17 protein-coding genes are annotated in these 21,479 nt (G+C 64.2%); 12 read left to right on the top strand and 5 right to left on the bottom strand.

What is annotated here, in order from left to right:
* Positions 1-60 precede the first annotated feature (60 nt).
* From CFE28_09510 to CFE28_09490, 5 genes are read left to right on the top strand one after another with little or no spacing between them, the layout of a single operon-like run.
* Positions 61-906, top strand: a complete 846-nt coding sequence (locus tag CFE28_09510) for a 3-deoxy-8-phosphooctulonate synthase (GenBank protein ID OYU70208.1) — start codon at positions 61-63, stop codon at positions 904-906.
* Between the two features lie 45 nt (positions 907-951).
* Positions 952-2,412 (top strand): D-glycero-beta-D-manno-heptose 1-phosphate adenylyltransferase, encoded by a 1,461-nt coding sequence (gene rfaE2 / locus CFE28_09505; protein OYU70207.1) that lies wholly within the window; start codon positions 952-954, stop codon positions 2,410-2,412.
* Positions 2,409-3,410: an ADP-glyceromanno-heptose 6-epimerase gene (gene rfaD, locus CFE28_09500; protein OYU70206.1), complete on the top strand. Its 1,002-nt coding sequence runs from the start codon at positions 2,409-2,411 to the stop codon at positions 3,408-3,410. The genes rfaE2 and rfaD overlap by 4 nt, the downstream gene beginning before the upstream one ends.
* Positions 3,411-3,414: 4 nt before the next feature.
* A complete protein-coding gene (locus tag CFE28_09495) occupies positions 3,415-4,515 on the top strand; it encodes a hypothetical protein (protein OYU70205.1) in 1,101 nt (366 codons plus the stop codon).
* Positions 4,512-4,871 carry a hypothetical protein gene (locus CFE28_09490; GenBank protein OYU70204.1) on the top strand — a complete coding sequence of 120 codons (360 nt, stop codon included), beginning with the start codon at positions 4,512-4,514 and terminating at the stop codon, positions 4,869-4,871. The genes CFE28_09495 and CFE28_09490 overlap by 4 nt, the downstream gene beginning before the upstream one ends.
* On the opposite strand, the gene CFE28_09485 is transcribed toward CFE28_09490, so the two are convergent.
* Entirely contained in the window at positions 4,855-6,930 is a 2,076-nt protein-coding gene (locus tag CFE28_09485) for an ATP-dependent DNA helicase RecG (GenBank protein OYU70203.1), read from the bottom strand. The two genes, CFE28_09490 and CFE28_09485, sit on opposite strands and share 17 nt — an antisense overlap.
* Positions 6,931-6,990: 60 nt before the next feature.
* Between CFE28_09485 and CFE28_09480 the strand changes: the two genes are divergently transcribed.
* Positions 6,991-7,284: a succinate dehydrogenase assembly factor 2 gene (locus CFE28_09480; protein OYU71647.1), complete on the top strand. Its 294-nt coding sequence runs from the start codon at positions 6,991-6,993 to the stop codon at positions 7,282-7,284.
* Complete coding sequence (mfd, locus tag CFE28_09475) at positions 7,274-10,765, top strand: transcription-repair coupling factor (protein OYU70202.1); 3,492 nt, start codon at positions 7,274-7,276, stop codon at positions 10,763-10,765. Before CFE28_09480 ends, mfd begins: the two co-directional genes overlap by 11 nt.
* 74 nt (positions 10,766-10,839) lie before the next feature.
* On the opposite strand, the gene CFE28_09470 is transcribed toward mfd, so the two are convergent.
* Positions 10,840-12,168: a GGDEF domain-containing protein gene (locus tag CFE28_09470; GenBank protein OYU70201.1), complete on the bottom strand. Its 1,329-nt coding sequence runs from the start codon at positions 12,166-12,168 to the stop codon at positions 10,840-10,842.
* A gap of 133 nt (positions 12,169-12,301) precedes the next feature.
* Here CFE28_09470 and CFE28_09465 point away from each other — a divergent pair, with 133 nt between their 5' ends.
* The 3 genes from CFE28_09465 to CFE28_09455 all read left to right on the top strand — a co-directional run bounded on the left by CFE28_09465 (position 12,302) and on the right by CFE28_09455 (position 15,399).
* Positions 12,302-13,078 (top strand): short-chain dehydrogenase, encoded by a 777-nt coding sequence (locus CFE28_09465; protein OYU70200.1) that lies wholly within the window; start codon positions 12,302-12,304, stop codon positions 13,076-13,078.
* Between the two features lie 63 nt (positions 13,079-13,141).
* The gene (locus tag CFE28_09460) at positions 13,142-14,272 is read left to right on the top strand and encodes a carnitine dehydratase (protein OYU70199.1); all 1,131 of its coding nucleotides are present in this window, start codon (positions 13,142-13,144) and stop codon (positions 14,270-14,272) included.
* Between the two features lie 338 nt (positions 14,273-14,610).
* Positions 14,611-15,399 carry a ribonuclease BN gene (locus CFE28_09455; protein OYU71646.1) on the top strand — a complete coding sequence of 263 codons (789 nt, stop codon included), beginning with the start codon at positions 14,611-14,613 and terminating at the stop codon, positions 15,397-15,399.
* Here the strand turns inward: CFE28_09455 and CFE28_09450 are convergent.
* Entirely contained in the window at positions 15,396-15,644 is a 249-nt protein-coding gene (locus CFE28_09450) for a SirA family protein (GenBank protein ID OYU70198.1), read from the bottom strand. The two genes, CFE28_09455 and CFE28_09450, sit on opposite strands and share 4 nt — an antisense overlap.
* Entirely contained in the window at positions 15,644-16,252 is a 609-nt protein-coding gene (locus CFE28_09445) for an arylesterase (GenBank protein OYU70197.1), read from the bottom strand. The genes CFE28_09450 and CFE28_09445 overlap by 1 nt, the downstream gene beginning before the upstream one ends.
* Positions 16,253-16,358: 106 nt before the next feature.
* Here CFE28_09445 and CFE28_09440 point away from each other — a divergent pair, with 106 nt between their 5' ends.
* Positions 16,359-17,030, top strand: coding sequence for an ABC transporter (locus CFE28_09440; GenBank protein ID OYU70196.1), 672 nt, complete (start codon positions 16,359-16,361; stop codon positions 17,028-17,030).
* Entirely contained in the window at positions 17,027-19,549 is a 2,523-nt protein-coding gene (locus CFE28_09435; GenBank protein OYU70195.1) for an oxidoreductase, read from the top strand. Before CFE28_09440 ends, CFE28_09435 begins: the two co-directional genes overlap by 4 nt.
* Here the strand turns inward: CFE28_09435 and CFE28_09430 are convergent.
* The gene (locus CFE28_09430) at positions 19,546-21,384 is read right to left on the bottom strand and encodes a peptidase M61 (GenBank protein OYU71645.1); all 1,839 of its coding nucleotides are present in this window, start codon (positions 21,382-21,384) and stop codon (positions 19,546-19,548) included. The genes CFE28_09435 and CFE28_09430 overlap by 4 nt on opposite strands.
* Between the last annotated feature and the right edge of the window lie 95 nt (positions 21,385-21,479).

Below are 21,479 nucleotides of genomic sequence, written 5' to 3'. Positions count from 1 at the left end.
TGATCAGGCCGATCGCGGGCCACTTAAGGCCGCTGCGCGCCCGAGAGAGGACCCCTTGCCATGGCTGCCCTGAGCCTTTCGAAATGGAACATGTCCATCGGGACGGGCCATCCCTTGATGGTGATCGCCGGGATCAATGTCATTGAGGATCTTGAACTTGCTCGCCTGACAGCCCGGACCCTCAAGGGCGTAACGGCGGACCTCGGTCTGCCCTATGTTTTCAAAGCCAGCTTCGACAAGGCCAATCGATCCTCCATCAACAGCTATCGCGGTCCGGGGCTGGAAAAAGGTCTGGAAGTCCTGCGTGCGGTGAAGGCCGAGTTTGACCTGCCGATCTGCACTGACATTCACGAAATCGATCAGGCCGAGGCTGTGGCCGGTGTCGCCGACATCGTGCAGATCCCGGCCTTCCTCTGTCGCCAGACAGACCTGGTGGTCGCTGCGGCCAAGGCGACCCGTGATGCCGGCGGTCTGCTGCATGTGAAGAAGGGCCAGTTCCTGGCCCCCTGGGATTGCCGCAACATCCTGGACAAGATCAAGGAAGCGGTCGGGGTAGACATGACCATTCTCTGCGAGCGAGGCGCCTCCTTCGGTTACAACAACCTTGTGGTCGACATGCTGGGCATTGAGGAAATGCAGAACCTCGGTGCGCCGGTGACCATGGACGCAACCCACGCGGTGCAGTTGCCGGGCGCCAACCCCAAATCCAACGGCGCGTCCACAGGTGGGCGGCGCTCCGGGGTGCCAATTCTCGCCAAGGCCGCTGTGGCTGCGGGTGTTGACGGTATCTTCCTGGAATTCCACCCCGATCCGGATCGGGCGCTTTGTGACGGCCCCAGTTGCCTGCCCCTGGATTCGGCGAAGGACCTGCTCAAGACTTTGCAGGCCATCCATGCGGTGCGCTAAGGCTTTTGCGGCCGCAATTATCATGGACCTGACCCCCTGATGCCAATGGATTTTACAGTCCTCCAGAAGCTGCTCGAAACCCTCAGAGGGGTTCGGGTCGTCTGCGTAGGCGACATCATGGTCGACCGTTTCGTCTATGGCGACGTCCATCGCGTCTCGCCTGAAGCGCCGATCCCGGTTCTGGCGCGCACCCGCGAACTGGTCATGCTGGGCGCATCCGGCAACGTCGCGCGCAATGTCGCCGCCCTTGGGGGGGATGTAGCCCTTGTGGGTATGGTCGGCGGCGACGCCGAGGGTCATGAAGCCATGCGTCTGATCGGCGGCGAGACCGGCATAGAGGGCTTTCTGGTCACCGACCCCTCCCGCCCGACGACCCTGAAAACCCGCTTCGTCTCCGGCAACCAGCAACTCCTGCGGGTTGATCTGGAAGAAAGCCATCTTGCCGAGGGCGATGTGGCCCAAAGGCTTGTGCGCACAGTGAAGGATGTGGCCGAAGGCGCCGGCGTCATCATCATCTCCGACTATGGCAAGGGCGTCGTAACCGACGCGGTGATTTCTGCCTGTCGTGAGGCTGCGGCCATGGTCATTGTCGACTCCAAGGCCCGCAGTTTCTTGCGCTACGGTCCCGTGGACATCATCAAGCCCAACGCCGCCGAACTGGCCTACGCCACGGGCATGCCTACCGGGACCAATGATGAAATCCAGGCCGCCCTTGAGCATGCCCTGACCCTTTGCGAGGCCAAGGCCATTCTGGTCACCCGGGCCGCCAAAGGCATCTCCCTGGGTGTTCGCGGAAAGCCGGTCCAGCATTTCCCCGGCGTACCGCGAGAGGTCTTTGACGCCTCCGGAGCAGGTGACACCACCATCGCGGCCCTGGGGCTGGCGCTGGCGGCCAAGGCCACCATGGAAGACGCCATCACCTTCGCCATGCTTGCCTCCGGTGTAGCCGTCGGCAAGGTCGGCACGGCCACGGTCACCCCCGACGAGATGATCGAAGCCTCCCTCTCGGCTCACATGGCTTCGGCAGAGGTCAAGATCGCCACTCCACAGCGCATGGCCGAAGAGGTCGCCCGCTGGAGGGCCAGGGGGCAAAGGGTCGGCTTTACAAACGGATGCTTTGACATCCTGCACCGCGGGCATGTGGCCTATCTCAATCAGGCGCGGACCTGGTGCGACAGGCTGATCGTGGGATTGAATTCAGATCGCTCTGTGAAGGCCCTTAAGGGCGAGGGCCGGCCGGTCAACGACCTAGAGAGCCGCGCCCTGGTGCTGGCAGGTCTTGGGTGTGTCGACCTTGTGGTGCCCTTCGATGAAGACACCCCCCTGAAGCTGATCGAGGCCTCACGGCCCGACATACTGATCAAGGGCGCCGACTATGCCGAAAGCGAGGTGGTCGGCGGCGCCGAGGTCAAGTCCTGGGGTGGAGAAGTCAGGCTGGCCGAGATCGTTGAAGGCTATTCCACAACGGCGGCCATCGCCCGGATGACCGAGGGCGGAAAGTCATGAGCCGGCGCATCATCTTCGTTACAGGCGGCGCCGGATTCATCGGCTCGAACATTGTCGCCAAGCTGGCCCAGGATCCGTCCCTGGACGTGGTGGTCTGTGACTGGCTTCACGAGGCTGAGTTGGGCAAGTGGCGGAATATCGCCAAGCACCCGATCGGCGACTTTGTGGCGCCGGAGAACATGTTCGCCTGGCTGGAGCAACGCTGGCGCGACGTGGAGCTGGTCATCCACATGGGGGCAGTGTCCTCCACCATGGAGCCGGACGCCGACAAGATCATCCATTCAAACTTCACCCTCAGCCGGGACCTGTTCCGCTGGTGCGCTGACCGCCAGAGAAGGATGATCTACGCCTCATCGGCGGCCACCTATGGCGACGGCGCCCTGGGTTTTGAAGACAGGGACGATCTGGACTCCCTGGCCGCCCTGCGCCCGCTCAATCCCTATGGCTGGTCAAAGGCCCTGTTTGATCATTTTGCAGCCCGCCAGGCCTCCCGTGGCTATGCGCCGCCTCAGTGGGTGGGCCTGAAGTTCTTCAACGTCTACGGACCCAATGAGGAGCACAAGGGATCCATGAAGTCCGTCGCCGCCCAGATATGGCCGAAGGTCCAGGGTGGTGAATCCGTCCAGCTGTTCGAGTCGCACCGTGAGGGCATTGCCCATGGCGGCCAGGAGCGCGACTTTGTCTATGTCCGGGACGTGGCCGATGTGGTCGCCTGGCTGGGCGCATCACCCCATGTGAACGGGGTTTTCAATCTGGGCTCGGGCAAGGCGCGCACCTTTGCTGATCTGGCGACCTCGGTCTTTCAGGCTGCAGGGCGCCCGCCGAAGATCGAGTACACGCCCATGCCTGAGGCCATCCGGGACAAGTATCAGTACTTCACCCAGGCCAGCATGAACCGACTGGCTGAGGCGGGTTACAACCAGCCCTTCACGGCTCTGGAAGACGGTGTGAAGGACTACGTGCAGAACTACCTCGCGACTGACGATCCCTATCGCTGAGCCCATGCCGCAATCCAGCCCCAGACGCGCCCTGATCCTAGCCGTTGCCCTTGTCTCGGCCCTGATCGGCGTCGGCGGCATGATCTGGGGCGACGACATATTGCGGGCTGCCCTGGATCCGCAGGAGCCCTTCCAGATCTATCGCCCCCCGCCGGCCCCTGACTACGCCAGGGCGTCAGCCTGGGCCATAAGGCCAGCAGGCTCGCAGGACCGGCATGAGGCGGACATCTTCTTCATCTCGCCTACGACCTTCGACGGCGGACGACACTGGAACGCGCCCATTGACAACGAGCAGGCTGACCGCTGGTTCCGTCGGGTGGTCGCGCCGAACTATGTCGGTCCCTTCGAGCGGGCAGGGAGGATCTATGCCCCCCGTTACCGGCAGGCCAGCCTCTATACCCTGACAACCCTGCGGGAGGACGCCAGGGAGGCCCGTAAGTTCGCCTATGGCGATGTGGCCGCGGCATTCGCCCACTATCTGGCCAACGACAATCATGGGCGGCCGTTCCTGATCGTCGGGGTGGAGCAGGGTGGCACCCTGGCAGCCCGACTGCTTGCAGAACAGGTGGCCATGCGCCCCGAGGTCCGCAGCCGTCTGGCGGCCGCCTATATGATTGAAGCGGTAACCCCCGCGAATTCGCCGCCCATTGCGCCGTGTCAGACGCGAAATGAGCCTGGGTGTCTGGCGGCCTGGGCTTCGGCTTTCGACACGGACATTGCCGCTGCGCAGGACATACACAATCGCTCCCTTGTCTGGGCGCAGGGTGGGGATCTGGAGAATTTGAAGGGACGGAAGCCCCTGTGCTTCAACCCCATTCTGGGAGCAACGACCGACCAGTCTGCGCCTGCGCGCCTGGCCCTGGGCGCCGCCAACGCCACCGGCCTGGAATGGGGTGTCCGGCCTCCATTCCTAAGTCGGGTCATTTCCGCCACCTGCCAGGACGGCGTGCTGAAGGTGGCGCGCCCGAAATCAGGCATGTTGCGCCCTTCAGGATCCTGGGCGGATCGCCAGAAGGTTCATGCTTACAATCTCTTCTACGCAGATCTTGAGGCCGATGCGAAGGCGAGGATCGAGGCCTGGCGGAGGAGAGCCTCCAAGCCATGATCGACGCCGAGACGTTTGCCGACCACTGGATCAAGGCATGGAACAGCCATGACCTTGAAGCGATCCTTGGACACTATGCCGAGGATGTCATCTTTCTCTCCCCCGTCGCCGCCGCCAGGGTTGGTACTGGCCGTGTCGTGGGACTTGACGCCTTGCGGGCCTATTGGGGCGCTGGACTTGCGGCCCAGCCGGGCCTCGAATTCAAGCTTGACCGGATACTGGTCGGATACGAGGCCTTGACGATCCAGTACGCCAATCACCGGGGTCAGGCCGTGGCCGAGACCTTCGAGTTCGGTCCCGATGGCAAGGTGGTCCGTGCAAGCGCCTGCTACGACCCGCCTATCCCGCGTCCTTGAGGACGGTTCCGGGTCGCCAGTCGAATAGTTCCTGCAGGATCTGCAGGGCCTGGCCCCGCTGGCTTGAAAGGTCGGGGTCCCGCGCCAGGATCAATCTTGCATCGTCACCAGCCGTCAGGATCAGGTCCCTGTGGGCGATGGGGTTGGCGAAGACGTAGGCCGGAAATCCGGACTGTTTCAGGCCCAGGGAGTCTCCGCCGCCACGCAATTCAAGATCGGTCTCGGCAATCCTGAACCCATCATCTGTTCGCCTCAAAATATCGAGACGCTTCTGTGCCGTTTCTGAAAGTGGCGGATCATAGAGCAGGATGCAGGCGCTTTCCCGACGGCCCCGGCCAACCCGGCCCCTGAGTTGGTGCAGCTGGGCCAGGCCGAACCGCTCGGCCTGTTCAATGACCATGATGGTGGCGTTGGGGACGTTGACCCCGACCTCGACCACGGTTGTGGCCACCAGAACCTGGATCTTTCCATCGGCGAAATCGGCCATGACGGCGTCCTTGTCAGGGCCCGACATCTTGCCGTGTACAAGGCCAACCCCAGACCCGATCTGGGCCCGCAGCTCCGCCGCCCGGGTCTCAGCCGCCTTCAGGTCCACCAGCTCTGAATCCGAGACCAGAGGGCAGATCCAGAAGGCCTGGGCCCCCTCCTGGACCACCTGACGCAGGCGGCCTTCCACTTCGCCAACCCGTGTCATGGGCACGGCGCGGGTGACGACCGGAGTCCGACCCGGAGGCTTTTCATCGATCCGGCTCACATCAAGATCGCCATAGAGGGTCAGCTCGAGGGTGCGGGGAATAGGGGTCGCCGACATGGCCAGGAGGTGTACCGCTTCGCCCTTTGCCTGAAGCCTCTGGCGTTCCGCCACGCCGAACCGGTGCTGTTCGTCCACCACAGCCAGCTGTAAGTTATGAAAGACCACGTCAGTCTGGAAAAGGGCGTGGGTGCCAACGGCGACCTGGGCGGCCCCGGAGGCCAGATCGGCGAGCTTGTCATTGCGCCCCGAGCCCTTGTCCCGCCCGGTCAGGAGGACGGCCTTGATCCCCTGCGCCGCAAGGGGGGCGGCCAGGGTTTCATAGTGTTGCCGGGCCAGGATCTCCGTCGGCGCCATCATGGCTGACTGACCGCCGCCAGCGGCGACATCGGCCAGGGCCAGCATGGAGACCACGGTCTTGCCTGATCCCACATCCCCCTGCAGCAGGCGGCTCATCCTTTCCCCGGATTGCAGGTCTCCACGTAATTCCGAAAGCGCCCGGATCTGCGCCCCCGTCAGGCGGAAGGGCAGGGCGGCCTCGACCCTGTCGGCCAGGGCGCTTGCCGTGATTTTTGCTGAGGGAGATCGCCGCCGCGCAGCCTTGCGCTGGGCCATGGCCAGCTGGTGCGCCAGAAGTTCGTCATAGGCCAGTCGGCGCGCATGGGGTGTCTGTTCGGTGAGGTCATTCTCGGACCTCGGCGTATGGAGCTGCGTCAGGGCCTCTCTCCAGCCCGGCAAGGCCTCCCGGGCCTTCCATGCGGGATCGAGCCACTCAGGGAGGTCAGGGGCCTTGCTGAGGCTTTCCTGCACGAATTTCCGGACAGTCCTGGCCGGAAGGCCTGCTGTCGCGGGATAGACAGTCTCGATGTCGGGTATGTCGCCGACCTTGTCCGCGGCAACCATGTAATCCGGATGGGACATCTGCAGGGTCAGGCCATAGCGCTCGATCTTGCCGGAGACCCAGCGCTGGGATCCGACCGGGTGTTTCGCCTCCAGCTGACCGGCATAGGCGCCGAAGAAGACCAGGTCGATCGTTCCGCTGCCGTCATAGGCCTTGATCCGCCAGGGCTGCTGCGCGCTGCGGGGGCGGACATAGGCGTCGATCTCGACCAGCAGGGTTTCGACTTCGCCCTCGATCGCCTCGACCACAGTTGTCCGGCGCCGCCGGATCAGGCTGTGCGGCTTCAGGAACAGGACGTCGCGGACGATCGGCCCCGCCAGTTTCTCCAGCAGGGGCGCTATTCGGGCGCCGACGCCCTTCAATGTGGCGACCGGCGCATAAAGCGGAAACAGGACGGGCGGGCGCATGAAGTCTGGAGACGGGCTCTGGTGTTCGGGGGCGACCCCCTCTATATCGGCCCCTTCCTCATGTTGAACAATCTCGAGACACGACGAAAGCGATTGAAGTTCCGGGCCTGGCGCCGGGGCTTCCGGGAAGCGGACCTCATACTGGGGCCGTTCGTGGATCTCCATGCCCAGGATTTCGACGCCGTCCAGCTGGACGAGCTTGAGGCCCTGCTGGAGTTTCCCGATCAGGATCTCTACGAGTGGATTGTGGAAAAGACGGTTGAGCCGCCTGAGGCCAGCGGTGAAATCCTTCAGCAAATCCGTGCTTTCCGCGATCAGGTTTACATGAACCTTGGCGAAGATCATGGCGGCTGAGGACGTCCGCGGCGTCACTGCAGCGGACATGCGTCGGGTCACCCAGGATCCGGGGCGGCTTGATCTTGCCGGGGCGCCGGAAGGCTATGACGCCCTGGTCATGGCGGATATCATAAAGGCCCGTGGTGGCCTGAGCCTGTTCGTCGCCCGGGACGGATCGCGGCTGTCGGCCTTTGTCGACGCCATGAGCTTCTTCTCCCCAGGCCTTGAGATCATTACGTTTCCTTCCTGGGATTGTCTGCCCTACGACCGCATAGGTCCGTCGGCTGGAGTCGCGGCCCAACGCATGACGACCCTGGCGCGGCTGGGGCAGGGAATTTCAGGCTCCAGACCTACCCTGCTGGTGACCACCATCCCGGCCATTATCCAGCGCGCGCCTCCCATCAGTTCGGTCCGGGACGCCACATGGTCGGCCAGGGTTGGGCACGTGGTCGAGATTTCCGTCCTGGAGCGCTACTTCGCCATCAATGGCTATCAGCGGGCGTCGACGGTCTCGGAACGGGGCGAGTTCGCCATCCGCGGCGGCGTCATCGATGTCTTCCCGCCGAATGCAGAAGAGCCGGTCCGTCTGGACCTGTTTGGCGACACCCTTGAATCCATCCGGGGTTTCGATCCAGAAACCCAGCGGTCCACCAGGCAGTTGAAGGATGTGACGCTGCTGCCGGTCAGCGAGGCCCTTCTGGATGCTGAGTCCATTTCCCGATTCCGCCGGGGATATGTGGAGGCGTTTGGCGCGCCGGGCGGAGATCCACTCTATGAAACCGTCACCGGGGGCGGTCGTCGGGCAGGGATGGAACACTGGCTGCCCCTGTTCTACGGGGAAATGGCGACCCTTTTCGACTATCTGCCGCCGGACACCCTGATCGCTCTGGACCACCTGGCCGGCGAGGCCCGGGATGAGCGCATGGCGATGATCATCGACGCCCATGACGCCCGGTCCCAGGCCGACCGCAAGGTTCACTATCATCCCCTTCCGCCGGAAGCCCTTTACCTGACAGACGCTGAATGGGCCCAGGCCCTGGCTGTGCGGGCGACCCGGCGCTTTTCCGGTTTCCAGACCGCCGGCGGCGACAATGTCATGGACCTGGGCGCCCGCCTTGGCCGGACCTTTGTGGCCGAACGCCAGCAGGACTCGGTGAATCTTTTCCAGGCCACGGCGGATCACGCCAACCGGTTGGCGGCGTCCGGCAAGCGGGTGCTGTTTGCGTCCTGGTCAGAGGGCTCTTCCGAGCGACTGGGCGTCATGCTGGCTGATCATGGCCTGGAAGGCGTCGCCTATGCGCCTTACTGGGACGCCGCCAAGGCCGCGAACCCGAAGCGACCCCAGCGGGTTGTCCTGCCCCTGGAGGCCGGCTTCGAAACCGACAATCTGGCGGTTATTTCCGAGACCGACATCCTCGGCGACCGACTGGCCAGACCCCGCCGCAAGCGCAGGGCCTCCAACTTCCTGGCGGAAGCCTCGTCACTGACCCAGGGTGATCTGGTCGTCCACATTGACCATGGCATTGGCCGCTATGCGGGCCTGAAAACCCTTGAGGTGCAAGGGGCGCCGCACGACTGCCTGGAATTACACTACGGCGGTGAGGCGAAATTATACCTGCCGGTTGAGAACATTGACCTGCTGACCCGCTATGGCGCAGAGGGCGATGGCGTCCAGCTGGATCGCCTGGGCGGCGCGGCCTGGCAGGCCCGAAAGGCCAAGGCCAAGGCTCGCTTGCGCGACATGGCCGAGGGCCTGATCCGCATAGCCGCCGAGCGGGCCATGAAGTCGACAGATCCCGTGGATCCGCCTCATGGGGTCTTCGACGAATTCTGTGCGCGCTTCCCCTATGAGGAAACCGACGACCAGCTCGCAGCCATTGGCGACATCCTGGAGGATCTGACCTCCGGCAAGCCGATGGACCGGCTGATCTGTGGCGATGTGGGCTTTGGCAAGACGGAGGTCGCCCTGCGCGCCGCCTTCGTTGCGGCCATGAGCGGCATGCAGGTCGCCATTGTCGCGCCGACGACACTGCTGGCCCGCCAGCATTACAAGACCTTCACCGAACGCTTCCAGGGCTGGCCCATCAAGATCGGACGGCTTTCGCGGATGGTTCCCGCTAAGGAAGCCGCCGAGACCCGCGAGAACCTCAAGAAGGGGGAGATCGAGGTTGTGGTCGGCACCCATGCCGTCCTGTCCAAACAGGTGGAATTCCACAACCTCGGCCTGGTTATTGTCGACGAGGAGCAGCACTTCGGGGTCAAGCACAAGGAGAAGCTGAAAGAGCTTCGCGCCGACGTGCACATGCTGACCCTGACGGCGACGCCCATCCCGCGGACACTGCAGATGGCGCTGTCTGGCATTCGGGAAATGTCGATCATCGCCACGCCCCCGGTGGATCGCCTGGCTGTGCGGACCTACATCACGCCCTTTGATCCCATCGTCATCCGTGAAGCCCTGCTGCGGGAGAAGTACCGCGGCGGCCAGGCCTATTATGTGGTGCCGCGGATCTCGGACCTCACCGATCTGGAGAAATTCCTGCGCGAGCAGGTGCCGGAAGTCCGGTTTGTGGTCGGCCATGGCCAGATGGCTCCGACCCAGCTGGAAGAGGTCATGACCGCCTTCTATGACGGCCAGTACGATGTCCTGCTCTCCACCACCATTGTGGAAAGTGGGCTGGACATTCCAACCGCCAACACCCTGATCATCCACCGCGCCGACATGTTTGGTCTGGCCCAGCTGTATCAGCTGCGCGGTCGGGTCGGCCGGGCCAAGGCCAGGGCTTATGCCTACATGACCACGCCGGCCGAAAAGCAGATCACCCTGTCGGCGGAGCGCCGCCTGAAGGTCCTGCAGTCCCTGGACAGTCTGGGCGCAGGGTTCCAGCTGGCCAGTCACGACCTTGACCAGCGGGGCGGTGGCAACCTGCTGGGCGAGGAGCAGTCGGGACATATCCGCGAGATCGGCGTCGAGCTCTATCAACAGATGCTCGAGGATGCTGTGGCCGAACTGCAGGAGCGGATCGGCAAGGAAGGGCTGACCTCTGATCGCGGATGGTCGCCCCAGATCAACACCGGGGCCGCGGTGCTCATCCCTGAGGCCTATGTGCCCGACCTCAATGTCCGGCTGGCCCTCTATCGCCGCCTGTCAGACGCCGAGAAGTCCGGAGACCGCGAAGCCCTGGCCGCGGAACTCATTGACCGGTTCGGTCCGCTACCAGCGGAAGCGGCCCAGTTGCTGAAGGTCGTCGCCATCAAGGGCCTGTGCCGCGAAGCCAATGTCGCCAAGATCGATGTCGGTCCCAAGGGTGCAGTGGTCACCTTCCGCAATGACACCTTCAAGGATCCGCTGGCCCTGGTCCAGTTCGTCCAGAAGAACCAGGTGGCCTGGCGCATCCGTCCCGACCAGAAGGTGGTCGTGAAGGGCGAGTGGGAAACGCCTGTGCAGCGGCTCAATGCGGCTGAAAAGGTCCTTGCGGAACTGGCCCGCCTCGCTGGCTGAGCCGAACGTCCGCGAGACCAGACAATCTGAAATTCTCGCCAGCCAAAAAGGGCCTACCGAATCCGGCGGCGGGCCTAGCCAGCCTTCTGATGGGCCCGGGCTGCGGCCTGTTCCAGAGCCTTGACTACGCCATCAGGAACCTGGACCTCGGCGACGCCGATATCGAAGTCCACCACAAAGGGCGGCTTGCCATCGCCAGCTTCAAAGGCCGTGCAACCGATCACGGCGGCGATCCGTTCGCCGGCCGCCTTTGCGGCTTCGTAAGAGGTGGCGGGCAGGGCCAGGGCGAAGACCTCGGGAGAAAGCCGCGCCGCGGTGTCTTCAACCCGGACCAGCCGACTGATCATGGACCCGATCTGCGGAATGGCGCGGTCCAGCCAGGTGGTCTTGCGCGCCTCAGCGACCTCAGGTCTGTCTGCGACCTTCAGGACGCACACCGACAAGGGGCGATTGCGCAGTCGTGCGCTCTGGGCGAGGCGCTGCAGGTGATGGGCGAAGAGGTCACGGGTGAAGAGCCCGGTGGCCGGATCCATGAGGCCAGAGCCACGGGCCTTTTCAAGGGCCTTGCGGATGGCGGACTGGCGACGGAAGTTCCGGGCGAGCTCGATGACCCGACGGGCGGTTTCGACCTCGGGTGTGTCGGGGGAAGCCACATCGGAAACGCCCCGATGATAGGCCTCGCTGAGGGTCACATAGCTCTCGTGCCGCATATAGAGCAGGGCAGGGGTGTGATAAAGCCGGGTATTGCGTCGCATGCCCGCGGCGATGGAAAGGGCTTCCTGGCTGTTCTCCCCGGCCCACAGGACGACCGCGTCGAAGGGCCGCTCGTGGAGATAGTCAAAGGCGGTATAGGCCGTGAAGGCGCCGACAACATCCGCGCCGGTCTGTGACAGGGCGTTGGACAGGGCCAGAAACTGCGGCGTCGGCTCCCCGATGGCCAGAACCCGGAAGAGGCTGTGGTCGGCGTCTGGCTCATCGAGCAGGCGGCCATGGTCGGAAAAGGTCTCCCGGCGAAGGTCGAATTCCTCTTCGGAAATCGCCATCCGCACCACGGTTTCAAGGCGTAGGGCGGCCTGGGCCGGGTGAACCGGCGCTGCAAGGGTCAGGTCAAATCCCAGGGCGTTGTTTTCCGGTCGAGGATCGCCGATGGCGATGACCGGCAGGCGTCTGGGCGCGCAGGCGGCGCGCAGGCGTCGGGCCAGACCAAGGCCTTCATCTCCGGCGCTGTTGAGGTCAACTATTGCCGCCTCAACCCCAAGATCACCCAGGGCGGCGACAGCGGCATAGGGGCCTCGAGCCGTGACCGTTCGCCAGCCCAGGCGGTCGAGACCTTCTGACAGAGGTCCAGCCAGGGCGTCATCCCGCGCAACGATCAGAACTCGCGCATGGACTCCCGACGCCATTCCTGTGTGATCCTTTGACTCGACACCAGTGGGGGTCCCGCGCAAATAACAGCGTGAATCAGGACTCGCCTACACTATACGGGCGAGACGCCCAGCGACAGTGAAGCAATTATCAGACTTGGAGCCTATATCCATGGATCAGCCCCTTTTAGGTCAGACCGCCATCGTCACCGGCGCTTCCGGGGGATTGGGCGCCCACTTTGCGAAGCTTCTGGCGGGAGCTGGCGCCCAGGTCGCGGTTACGGCCCGACGTCTGGACATGGTCGAGAATCTTGCGGGAGAGATTGCAGCCTCTGGCGGCCGCGCCATGGCTCTTCGACTGGATGTCGCCGACGCTGCTTCCATTCCGGCGGTCTTTGCCGAGATCGAGGCTGGTCTCGGGCCGGTTTCAATCCTGATCAACAATGCCGGTGTGGGCGGCGAAGGTCTGGCCATAGACCTGAGCATCGAGGACTGGGATCGCACCTTTGACGTCAATGTCCGCGGCGTCTTTTTCGCCGCCCAGGCCGCAGCCCGGCTCATGTTCGCCAACGACACAGCGGCGCAAGGCAAGGCCAGGATCGTCAACATCGCCTCCGTCGCCAGCCACACTGTCCTGCCGGGGCTGAGCGCCTACAATGCTTCAAAGTCCGCCGTCGCCATGCTGACAAAAAGTCTGGCGCGGGAGTGGGGTCGCAAGGGGATCGCGGTGAACGCTCTCGCGCCGGGCTATATCCTGACCGACATCAATGCCGGATGGTGGGAAACCGATGGCGGCCAGAAGCAGCTGAAGGGCTTTCCCCGTCGCCGCCTGATGGACGCCGATGAACTGAATGGCGCTTTCAATCTGCTCTGCGGTCCTGGCGCCAAGGCGATATCCGGGACTCTGCTTACCGTGGATGACGGACAGACCTTGCCCGGCGGCGGCTAGCCGGGGCTTGCCTGACCATGGGGCAGGGGGCTTAGACTTCAGCAAAATCTCAGGGAGAACATCATGGGACAGGGTCCGCTTTCCGGTTTGAAGGTCATCGAGTTTGCCGGCATCGGGCCGGGTCCGTTCTGCGGCATGCTGCTGTCGGATCTTGGCGCCGATGTGGTGCGGATCGACCGCAAGGGCCCAGGCCGGGCCAGCCCGGCTGACATCACTGCCCGCGGACGGCGCTCGGTCGCCCTGGATCTGAAGAATCCCGCGTCGATCGAAACCTGCCTCAAGCTCATGGAAACCGCTGACGCCGTGTTCGAAGGTTTCCGCCCGGGAGTGATGGAACGCCTGGGGCTGGGGCCGGATGTCGCCCTGGCGCGGAATCCAAAGCTGGTCTTTGGCCGGATGACCGGCTGGGGACAGACCGGGCCGTACGCCAACGCCGCCGGCCATGACATGAACTACATCGCCATCACCGGAGCGCTCCACGCCATCGGAACCAAGGACAAGCCGATTCCGCCCCTCAACCTGGTGGGCGACTTCGGTGGCGGGGCCCTCTATCTCGCCTTCGGCCTGCTGGCCGGGGTAATCAACGCCCGTGCGACCGGCCAGGGCCAGGTGATTGACTGCGCCATGAGCGATGGCGCGGCGTCGCTGATGGCCATGTTCTATGGTTTCAAGGCGCAGGGCGCCTGGAGGGAAGAGCGCCGGGCGAACCTGCTGGATGGCGGCGCCCATTTCTATGACACCTACCAGTGCTCGGACGGCAAGTGGGTATCGATCGGCTCCATAGAGCCGCAGTTCTACGCCCTGCTTCTGGAAAAGACCGGGATCAAGGATCCCGCCTTCGCTGCCCAGATGGACCGCAACAGCTGGGACGATCTGCGCGTCAAGCTGGCCGCCGTGATCGCCACCAAGACCCGCGATGAATGGTGCGAACTGATGGAAGCCACGGATGTCTGCTTCGCCCCGGTTCTCGACCTGGATGAGGCGCCGAAGCACGCGCACAATCAGGCGCGCCAGACCTTCGTCGAAGTGGCCGGCGTGATCCAGCCCGCGCCGGCGCCGCGGTTCTCCGCGACCCCTGGCCAGATCCAGGGTCCGCCGCCCGCAATCGGGGCCCATGACACCGAGGCTCTGACGGACTGGGGCTTCTCGGCTGCTGACGTGGACGCCCTGAAGGCTTCCGGCGCCCTGGCCTAGGGTTTCCAACCTCATGAATTGAAGGCGCGATTTCTGTTCAGCTTCGGTTCAGGGCGGCCCTGCGAATGTGTGTGCGTCGGTCGTCACAAACCCTGTCCCTCACGTGACGACGGATAGATGGAACACTCCCCCATCGACGGCGCGTCGCCCCCAATCCGGCGCGCCGTTTCCATTTTTGCCCCCTTGTCTTGTGGGGGAGTCATGCGCACCTTGCGCCGATGAAGCCCCCTGCCGCACCTCGGCCCGCGACCGCAATCGACTGGGATCCGGTGGGCAGGGTCAAATGGATCCTCGCCATTCTTGGCCGCTCCCTGACACGACTCTGGGGCCGGGACGTCATGCTCTATGTCGGCGGGGTCTCCTTCTTCGTCATGCTGGCGGTATTCCCGGCGGTCGCGATCCTTGTGGGCGTCTACGGCCTGCTGGCTGACCCGGCCGAGGCCTCCCGGCAGGCCACGGTCCTGTCGCGGCTCATGCCGGAAATCGCCAGGGGATTGTTCCAGGAAGAGCTCACCCGACTTGGCGACGCCCCGCTGCGCGCGGTGTCGGCACAGAGCGGTCTGGCCCTCATCATCGGCGGCTATGCCTCACACCGAGGCTTCAAGGCCCTGCTTGCCGGTCTTTCCTTCATCCATGAGGAAGAGCGCCCGCACGGCTTCTTTGGCTTCAATCTCATGGCGCTGGTCGTACTTGTCGCGGCCTTCATCCTGCTCAGCGTCCTGTCGGCGGTATTCCTCTATCTGAGGTTCCTGGCGGCGGCCTTCGACGTGCGGCCTCTCCAGGGCCTGCCCTGGCTGTTCAGCGAATGGACCTGGGCCAGTATCGGCATCACCCTGGCCATGGGGCTGATCTACCGTTACGCCATGTCCCGCAAGCCCGTGGCCTGGATCGCGTCAATCGCAGGCGGCGCCTTTGCCGCGGCGCTCTGTCTGTTCATGTCCTGGGCTTCAGCCTTCTATGTGGAACAGATTGTCCATCTGGGGGCCACATACGGCTCTGTCACAGCGGTTGTGGTCCTGCTGATCTGGCTTTCCTGGAACGTCAACGCCGTGTTTTTCGGTGGCGCCCTGGCGACGGAAATCGAGATCGCCCTGGAGAAGCAACCCGAACTTCCCCTTGAGTCCTAGTTCTCAGAAGGCAGAGGTTTTCTTATTCTGAAACAGAAGCCTGAGGTCAAATCTTCACGTTGGATGATTTCCAGCCCTGCCTGGCTGGCGAAGTGAGGCACGTCGATACGCGCCATCGGGTCATCGGCATAAAGGATCAGGATCGATCCGGCCGGAGCAGCTTCCGCCGCCCGACGGAGGCGCAGGGTTGGAACGGGACAGTGGTGCCCTCTGGCCTCGATAAGGATTTCAGGAATCTCCGGCATCAGCGGGAGAGGGTCTTCAGGACAAAAGGCGCCAGTCCCGATGCGATGATGCGGGCGCCGCTCGCTGTCGGGTGAATCCCGTCCCGCTGCCGAAGTGCTGGTCCAACCCCTGCCATGAGGTCCGGATAGAGGGGCAGCCCCTGGGCCCTGGCGAGATCGGAAAAGACTCGGGCGAAATCACGGGCGTAACTTGCCCCGATGACTGGGGGAGGCTTCAGACCGGCAAGTAGCACCGGGATTTTCCGGCGCTTCAGACTGGAGACGATCGCCTTCAGATTTGCTGCGGTGACCTTTGGGTCCACGCCCTGCAGAAGGTCATTGCCGCCGAGGGCGACAATGCACAGGCTGGTGTCTGCCTGTACGCTGAAGTCCACCCGCGCCAGCCCTCCAGCAGAAGTATCCCCTGAGACACCAGCCGGCCTGACAACAAGGCCGGATATCTTACGACGCAGTATTGTCTCTAATTGCGCGGGAAAGGCCTGGGCGGTCGCAAGGCCGTAACCAGCCGTCAGAGAGTCCCCGAGAATGGTGACGATCTTCCGCGACGCAGCTTGAGCGGGAAAGGCGGCGCTCGCCAGGAACATCGGAAAAAAAGATCTTCTGAGCATATGTCGCCTAAGCCTGCAGTCGCGCCTATCTAAAGCAGGATTGTCGGTCCTGCGGGAGTCTCGACATCGATCTGACCGTTCAAACCGAGACCGAGGCAGCCCTGAAGTGACCGATCTCCCCCTTCGCCTTTCCGCGGTGTGTCTGACCCTGCCTTCGACGGCAGGGCCGGTTGAGATTCTCAGGGACGTGGATCTCGAGGTGGCTGCAGGAGAGCGGGTCTCGGTGACCGGCGCTTCCGGGTCAGGGAAGTCCTCGCTCATCTCTGTCGCCGCCGGTCTTGAAAAACCGACATCCGGTGAGGTTGAGATGTTCGGTGAAAAGCTTGGCGCCCTGGACGAGGACGGCCGGGCGCGCCTGCGTCGGGGTCGGTTGTCGCTGGTCTTCCAGTCTTTTCACCTACTGCCAAACATGACGGCCGAAGAAAACGTCGCCGCGCCCCTCGAGATCGCCGGCAGGGGTGATGCGCAGGGAACCGCCCGGGCCTGGCTGGGCAAGGTCGGACTGGGCGCCCGTCGGGAGCACTATCCACACCAGTTGTCGGGCGGGGAGCAGCAAAGGGTCGCCCTTGCCCGCGCCCTGGCGGGTCGGCCGGATCTGCTGTTTGCGGATGAGCCCACCGGCAATCTGGACAGCGCCAACGCCGCCCTTGTCGCTGACCTGATGTTCGAGATGGTCTCCGAACTCGGAGCCGCCCTTGTCCTGGTGACGCACGACCCCGCACTGGCGGCCCGGGCGGACCGGATCGTGCAGATGCGTGACGGGCGAATTGTCCTGTGACCTGGCTATCTTTGCGCTTTGCTGGCCGGGAGCTGAGATCTGGCGCCAGGGGGTTCCGGATATTTCTGGCATGCCTTGCTCTGGGCGTCGCCGCCATCGCCGCAGCAGGGTCAACAGCTGAGGCCTTTCGTCGGGGACTGGCCTCTCAGGCCGGGGAAATTCTGGGCGGGGACCTGTCCCTGACCCGGGAACAGACGCGATTTACGGTAAAGGAACGCAAAGCGATTTCGGTCCTGGGCAAGACCTCATGGGCCGTCAGCACCCGCGCCATGGCCGAGGCGCCTGATGGGGGCCGCCGGCTGGTCGAGCTTCGCGGGGTGTCGCCTGAATATCCCCTCGCGGGAAAGGTCGAGATCCGCGGGGCTCAGGATCTTCGGGCGGCTTTGGCCCGGGCGCCCGATGGAAGTTATGGCGCTGTCGTTGAGCAGTCCCTGCTCGACCGATTGCATCTGAAGATCGGCGACCGGTTCCAGGTTGGGCAGATGCCCCTGGTCGCCCGGGCCGTTCTCCTGCAGGAGCCTGACAGACTGTCCCGCGGCTTTGCCCTGGGACCACGGGTCATGACCTCCGGCGCGGCCGTCGAGGCAGGCGGCTTTCTGACATCGGGCCTGCCCTTTTCAGAAACGGGGAGAGTCCTGCTCAAGCCAGGCGCATCGCTGGAAGCCGCCAGGGCGCAGGTCGGCAAGGCCTTCACCAAGGGAGACGCCAGGATCCGCGACCGCAATGACGCAGCGCCGGGCATTCGCCGACTTGTCGACCAGCTTGAATACTTCCTGGGCTTCATCGGCCTGGCTGCGCTGGTTGCCGGCGGCTTGGGCGTGCATGGGGCGGTCTCGGCCTATCTGGCGTCGCGGACACGCTCGATCGCCGTTCTCAAGGCGCTTGGCGCTGATGGCGATCTGATCCGGAATACCTACCTCCTGCAGATCAGCGCGCTTGCGGGCCTGGGGGTCGCTATTGGTCTGGGTATCGGCGCCGTAGCGCCCTTGATCCTCGGCGCCGCCATTGGCAAGGACCTGCCGGTCCCGGCCCTGTTCGCCGTCTATCCCCTGCCACTGATCAAGGCAGGCATATTCGGGGTTCTGTCCGCAGCAGCCTTCTCCCTTGCGCCCCTGGGAGCGGCTCGGGCCACACCGCCCGCCGCCCTGTTCCGCAGGACTGTCGAGCCCGGCATCTCTTTTTCGCTCGAAACCCTTCTGGCCGGACTGGCGGGGCTGGGTCTCGCTGGACTGGCGATCGTTACGGCCCCAACCCCGATCGCCGCCCTGGTCATGATCGCCGGCGTCGCCGTGTCCTTCGGGCTACTCTGGGGGCTTGGCAGTCTGGGCGCATGGGCGGCTGGAAGGCTGCGGGTTGGAACGCGCGGCGCCCTGCGCCTGGCCCTTGCGAACCTGTCAGGGCCGGGCTCCGCAGCCCGGACGGCGGCCCCGGCCATCGGACTTGGCGTCGCTCTTCTGGCGGCCGTGGTCCTGATACAGTCCAGCCTGCTCAAGCAGGTCGCTGAAATAGCGCCCCAGACGGCCCCCGCCATGGTCTTTACGGAGATTCCCGGCGAAGCGGCGGCCGAGTTCGACAAAGCCATAGCTTCGGCCTTTGGCGCGAAACTAACCCCCGACATCTATCTTCGGGCGCCCATCGCGACGGGCAGGATCATCCAGGTGAGGGGCAAGCCTGTCGATGTGGCTTCAATCCCCCGTGGGGAGAGATGGGCCTATGAGCGCGACATTTCGATGTCGGCCCTTGGCGCCGAGCCCCCCAATTCCGGAATTGTCGAGGGCGCGTGGTGGGCGTCGGACTATTCGGGACCACCCTTGATCGCCATGGAAGTCGACGCCGCGCGAGGGGCAGGGATCAAGGTGGGAGACGCTCTGAGGGTCTCGCTTCTGGGCCGTGAAATCGATGCGCGGGTCGCCGTACTGCGTGAGGTGGATTTCGGGGGCTTCAACGCCAGCTTCCCCCTTGTGATCAGCGCCAACAGTCTGGCAGGCGCCAACTTGCGGCAGGTCGCCATCGCCAAGGCGTCGCGCCAGCAGGAGGCCGCCGCAACGGCCGTTCTTGGCAAGGCCTTTCCACAGGTCAATGTGATCTCGGTGCGGGAGCAGCTGGAAGCCGCCACAGACCTCTTCGGCCGACTGGCCCTGGCGATCAGGGGCGCTGCAGGGGTAGCGGCCATGGCGGGTCTTCTGGTGCTGGTGGGCGCCATAGCCGCCCGGGCGCAGGCGAGAACACGGGAAGCGGCCATACTCAAGGCCCTTGGCGCCAGCCGCCGCCAGATCCTTACGGCCTATGTGATTGAATACGGAGCTGTAGGCGTGATCGCCGGCGGGGCCGGCGTCGTCCTTGGCTATGCCGCCGCATGGCCCGTCGTGGTCCTGATCTTCAAGGCCCACTGGGGAGTCGACTGGGGCGGGGTCATGGCCCTGGTCGGCGGCGCTGCAGGGGTCGCCGCCCTTGGCGGACTGGCGGCGTCCCTGCAGGCCCTGTCAAAACGTCCGGCAGCAGCCTTGAGGGCCGACTAGTCCTTGCGCGGCTGCAGGATGTCCCCGAGGCGGTCCGGGGTCCCGGCTATGCGTTCCAGGCGAGGATAACGCAGGCCGCCCTTGTAGTTCAGCTGGACGACCTTGAAGTGCTCGCCAGCCTTGACGATCAGGTTGACGACCCCGGTGGTCTTGGCTGCGGTCACCGCATCCTTCAGCCGCTCCTGGTCGAAGGCCATGCCGTTGACCGCCACGATCTTCTGACTCACCGCCAGGCCGGCGTCGAAGGCGGGGCCTTCCCAGAATACGCCGGTCAGGTCGCCATCCTTGTTCACGGACATGCCAAGGGAATAGGTCAGGTCGGCGCTCTTGCGGCGGGTCTCGGCGCTTGTGAAATAGGGCGTCGGCGTTTCGGAATAGACGAGCTTGTAGCCGCCGCGGGTCAGGCCATCCAGGGGCGCGCCCGGCCCATGACCATCCAGTCGCGTCTTCAGGAAGGTCGCCCAGTCATAGGGCATGACGCTGTTCAGGGTCTTGACGACGTCATCGAAATTGTAGGTCAGCTGACCCCAATCACCGTCATTGACCCCGAAAAATGCCTTGGCGAAGGTGTCCAGGGATTTTGTTCCGCCGGTCTTTTCACGGATCAGGGTGTCGGCGTCGAGCCAGATGAGCTGGCCTTCCGAATAGTAGTCTTCGCTGCGCTGCCAGCTGGTCCAGCCCTGGGGCCGACGCTGGGCGATCACCGGATCATTTGTCGTATCGCTCATCTGCCGCCAGACGCGGCCGACCCGGTTGTCGTAGAGGGCGGCCGTGGAGGCGATGGCGTCCAGGGCCTCCTGCTTGGTCAGCAGGTTAGAGCGGGCGGCCAGGATATAGCCCCAGTACTGGGTCTGGCCTTCATAGACCCAGAGGAGGCTGCCCCGCATGGGGACGTTGAAATTGGCGGTCCAGAGGTCCGCCGGGCGCCGGTACTTCCCGTCCCAGGAGTGGGTGTATTCATGGGGCAGGAGGTCGCGGGTGGTTGGCAGTTTGTCCCAGTCCACGAAGTACCGCGGATTGGTGCCGTTCTCGCTGGACCTCTGATGCTCCAGGCCTATGCCGCCCATCCGGTCGGTCAGGGCCACCAGCATGTCATAGTGGTCAAAGTGCCGGGCGCCGTAGAGCCGGTCAGCCTGGACGATCAGGTTGCGATGGGCCTGAAGCTGGGCCGGGGTCATTTCCAGCTGATAGGCTTCGTCGGCCATCAGGTTCATCGTAACCCGCGAGCGGCCGCCAGGATCCAGGTCGATCTTCCTGAAGTGCCGTCCGGCGAACATGGGCGAGTCCACCAGGGTGTCGAGGGCAACCGGCTTGAAGGTCACGGTATCCCCCGCCGTGGCCGAAGCTTCCAGCGCAGTGCCGTAATTCCAACCTGAAGGTAGTTTGACCTGGGCTTCCACCTGGATCTGCCGGGAGTAATACCCCGCCGGATAGAGGATCATGTTGTTCCACTGGACGTTCAGCATTTCCTGGGTGACCACCACCCGGCCTTGATCAGGCGATGTGGGTGACAGGTACTGGAACTCCAGATCCAGGGCCTTGGCCCCCGCTGGAACGTCTACATGGAAGGCGGCGACCGTTACCGGATCCCGAACCCATTCAAGGCGCTTGCCATTGGCCGTGACCATAAGGCCTGCGAGCTTTTCCAGCTGGCCGGTCGCCGAATGGTTTCCGGGCAACCACATGGGAAACAGCAGGGTCATGGGACCCGGACCCGCGACCGGGATGGTCTGCCTGGCGCGGAAGATGCGCCGATCCAGATCCGTCGCGTCCACCGAGAGCTTGAGGACGCCTGGATAGGGTTTGTCTTGGGGGGCCGCTACAGCTGGCGGCATGGCCAGGGGGGAAGGGGCGCTAGTCTGGGCCTGGGCCTGGGCGGAAACGGCCGCCAGAGCGGCTGCTATCAGAATGGGTTTCAACAGAGGCCTCA

The sequence above is a fragment of the Alphaproteobacteria bacterium PA2 genome (genome assembly GCA_002256425.1).
In the GTDB taxonomy this organism is placed as follows: Bacteria; Pseudomonadota; Alphaproteobacteria; order Caulobacterales; family Caulobacteraceae; genus Phenylobacterium.
Note: the sequence above shows the minus strand (reverse complement) of the source record. Positions and strands in the feature narration are given on the sequence as shown.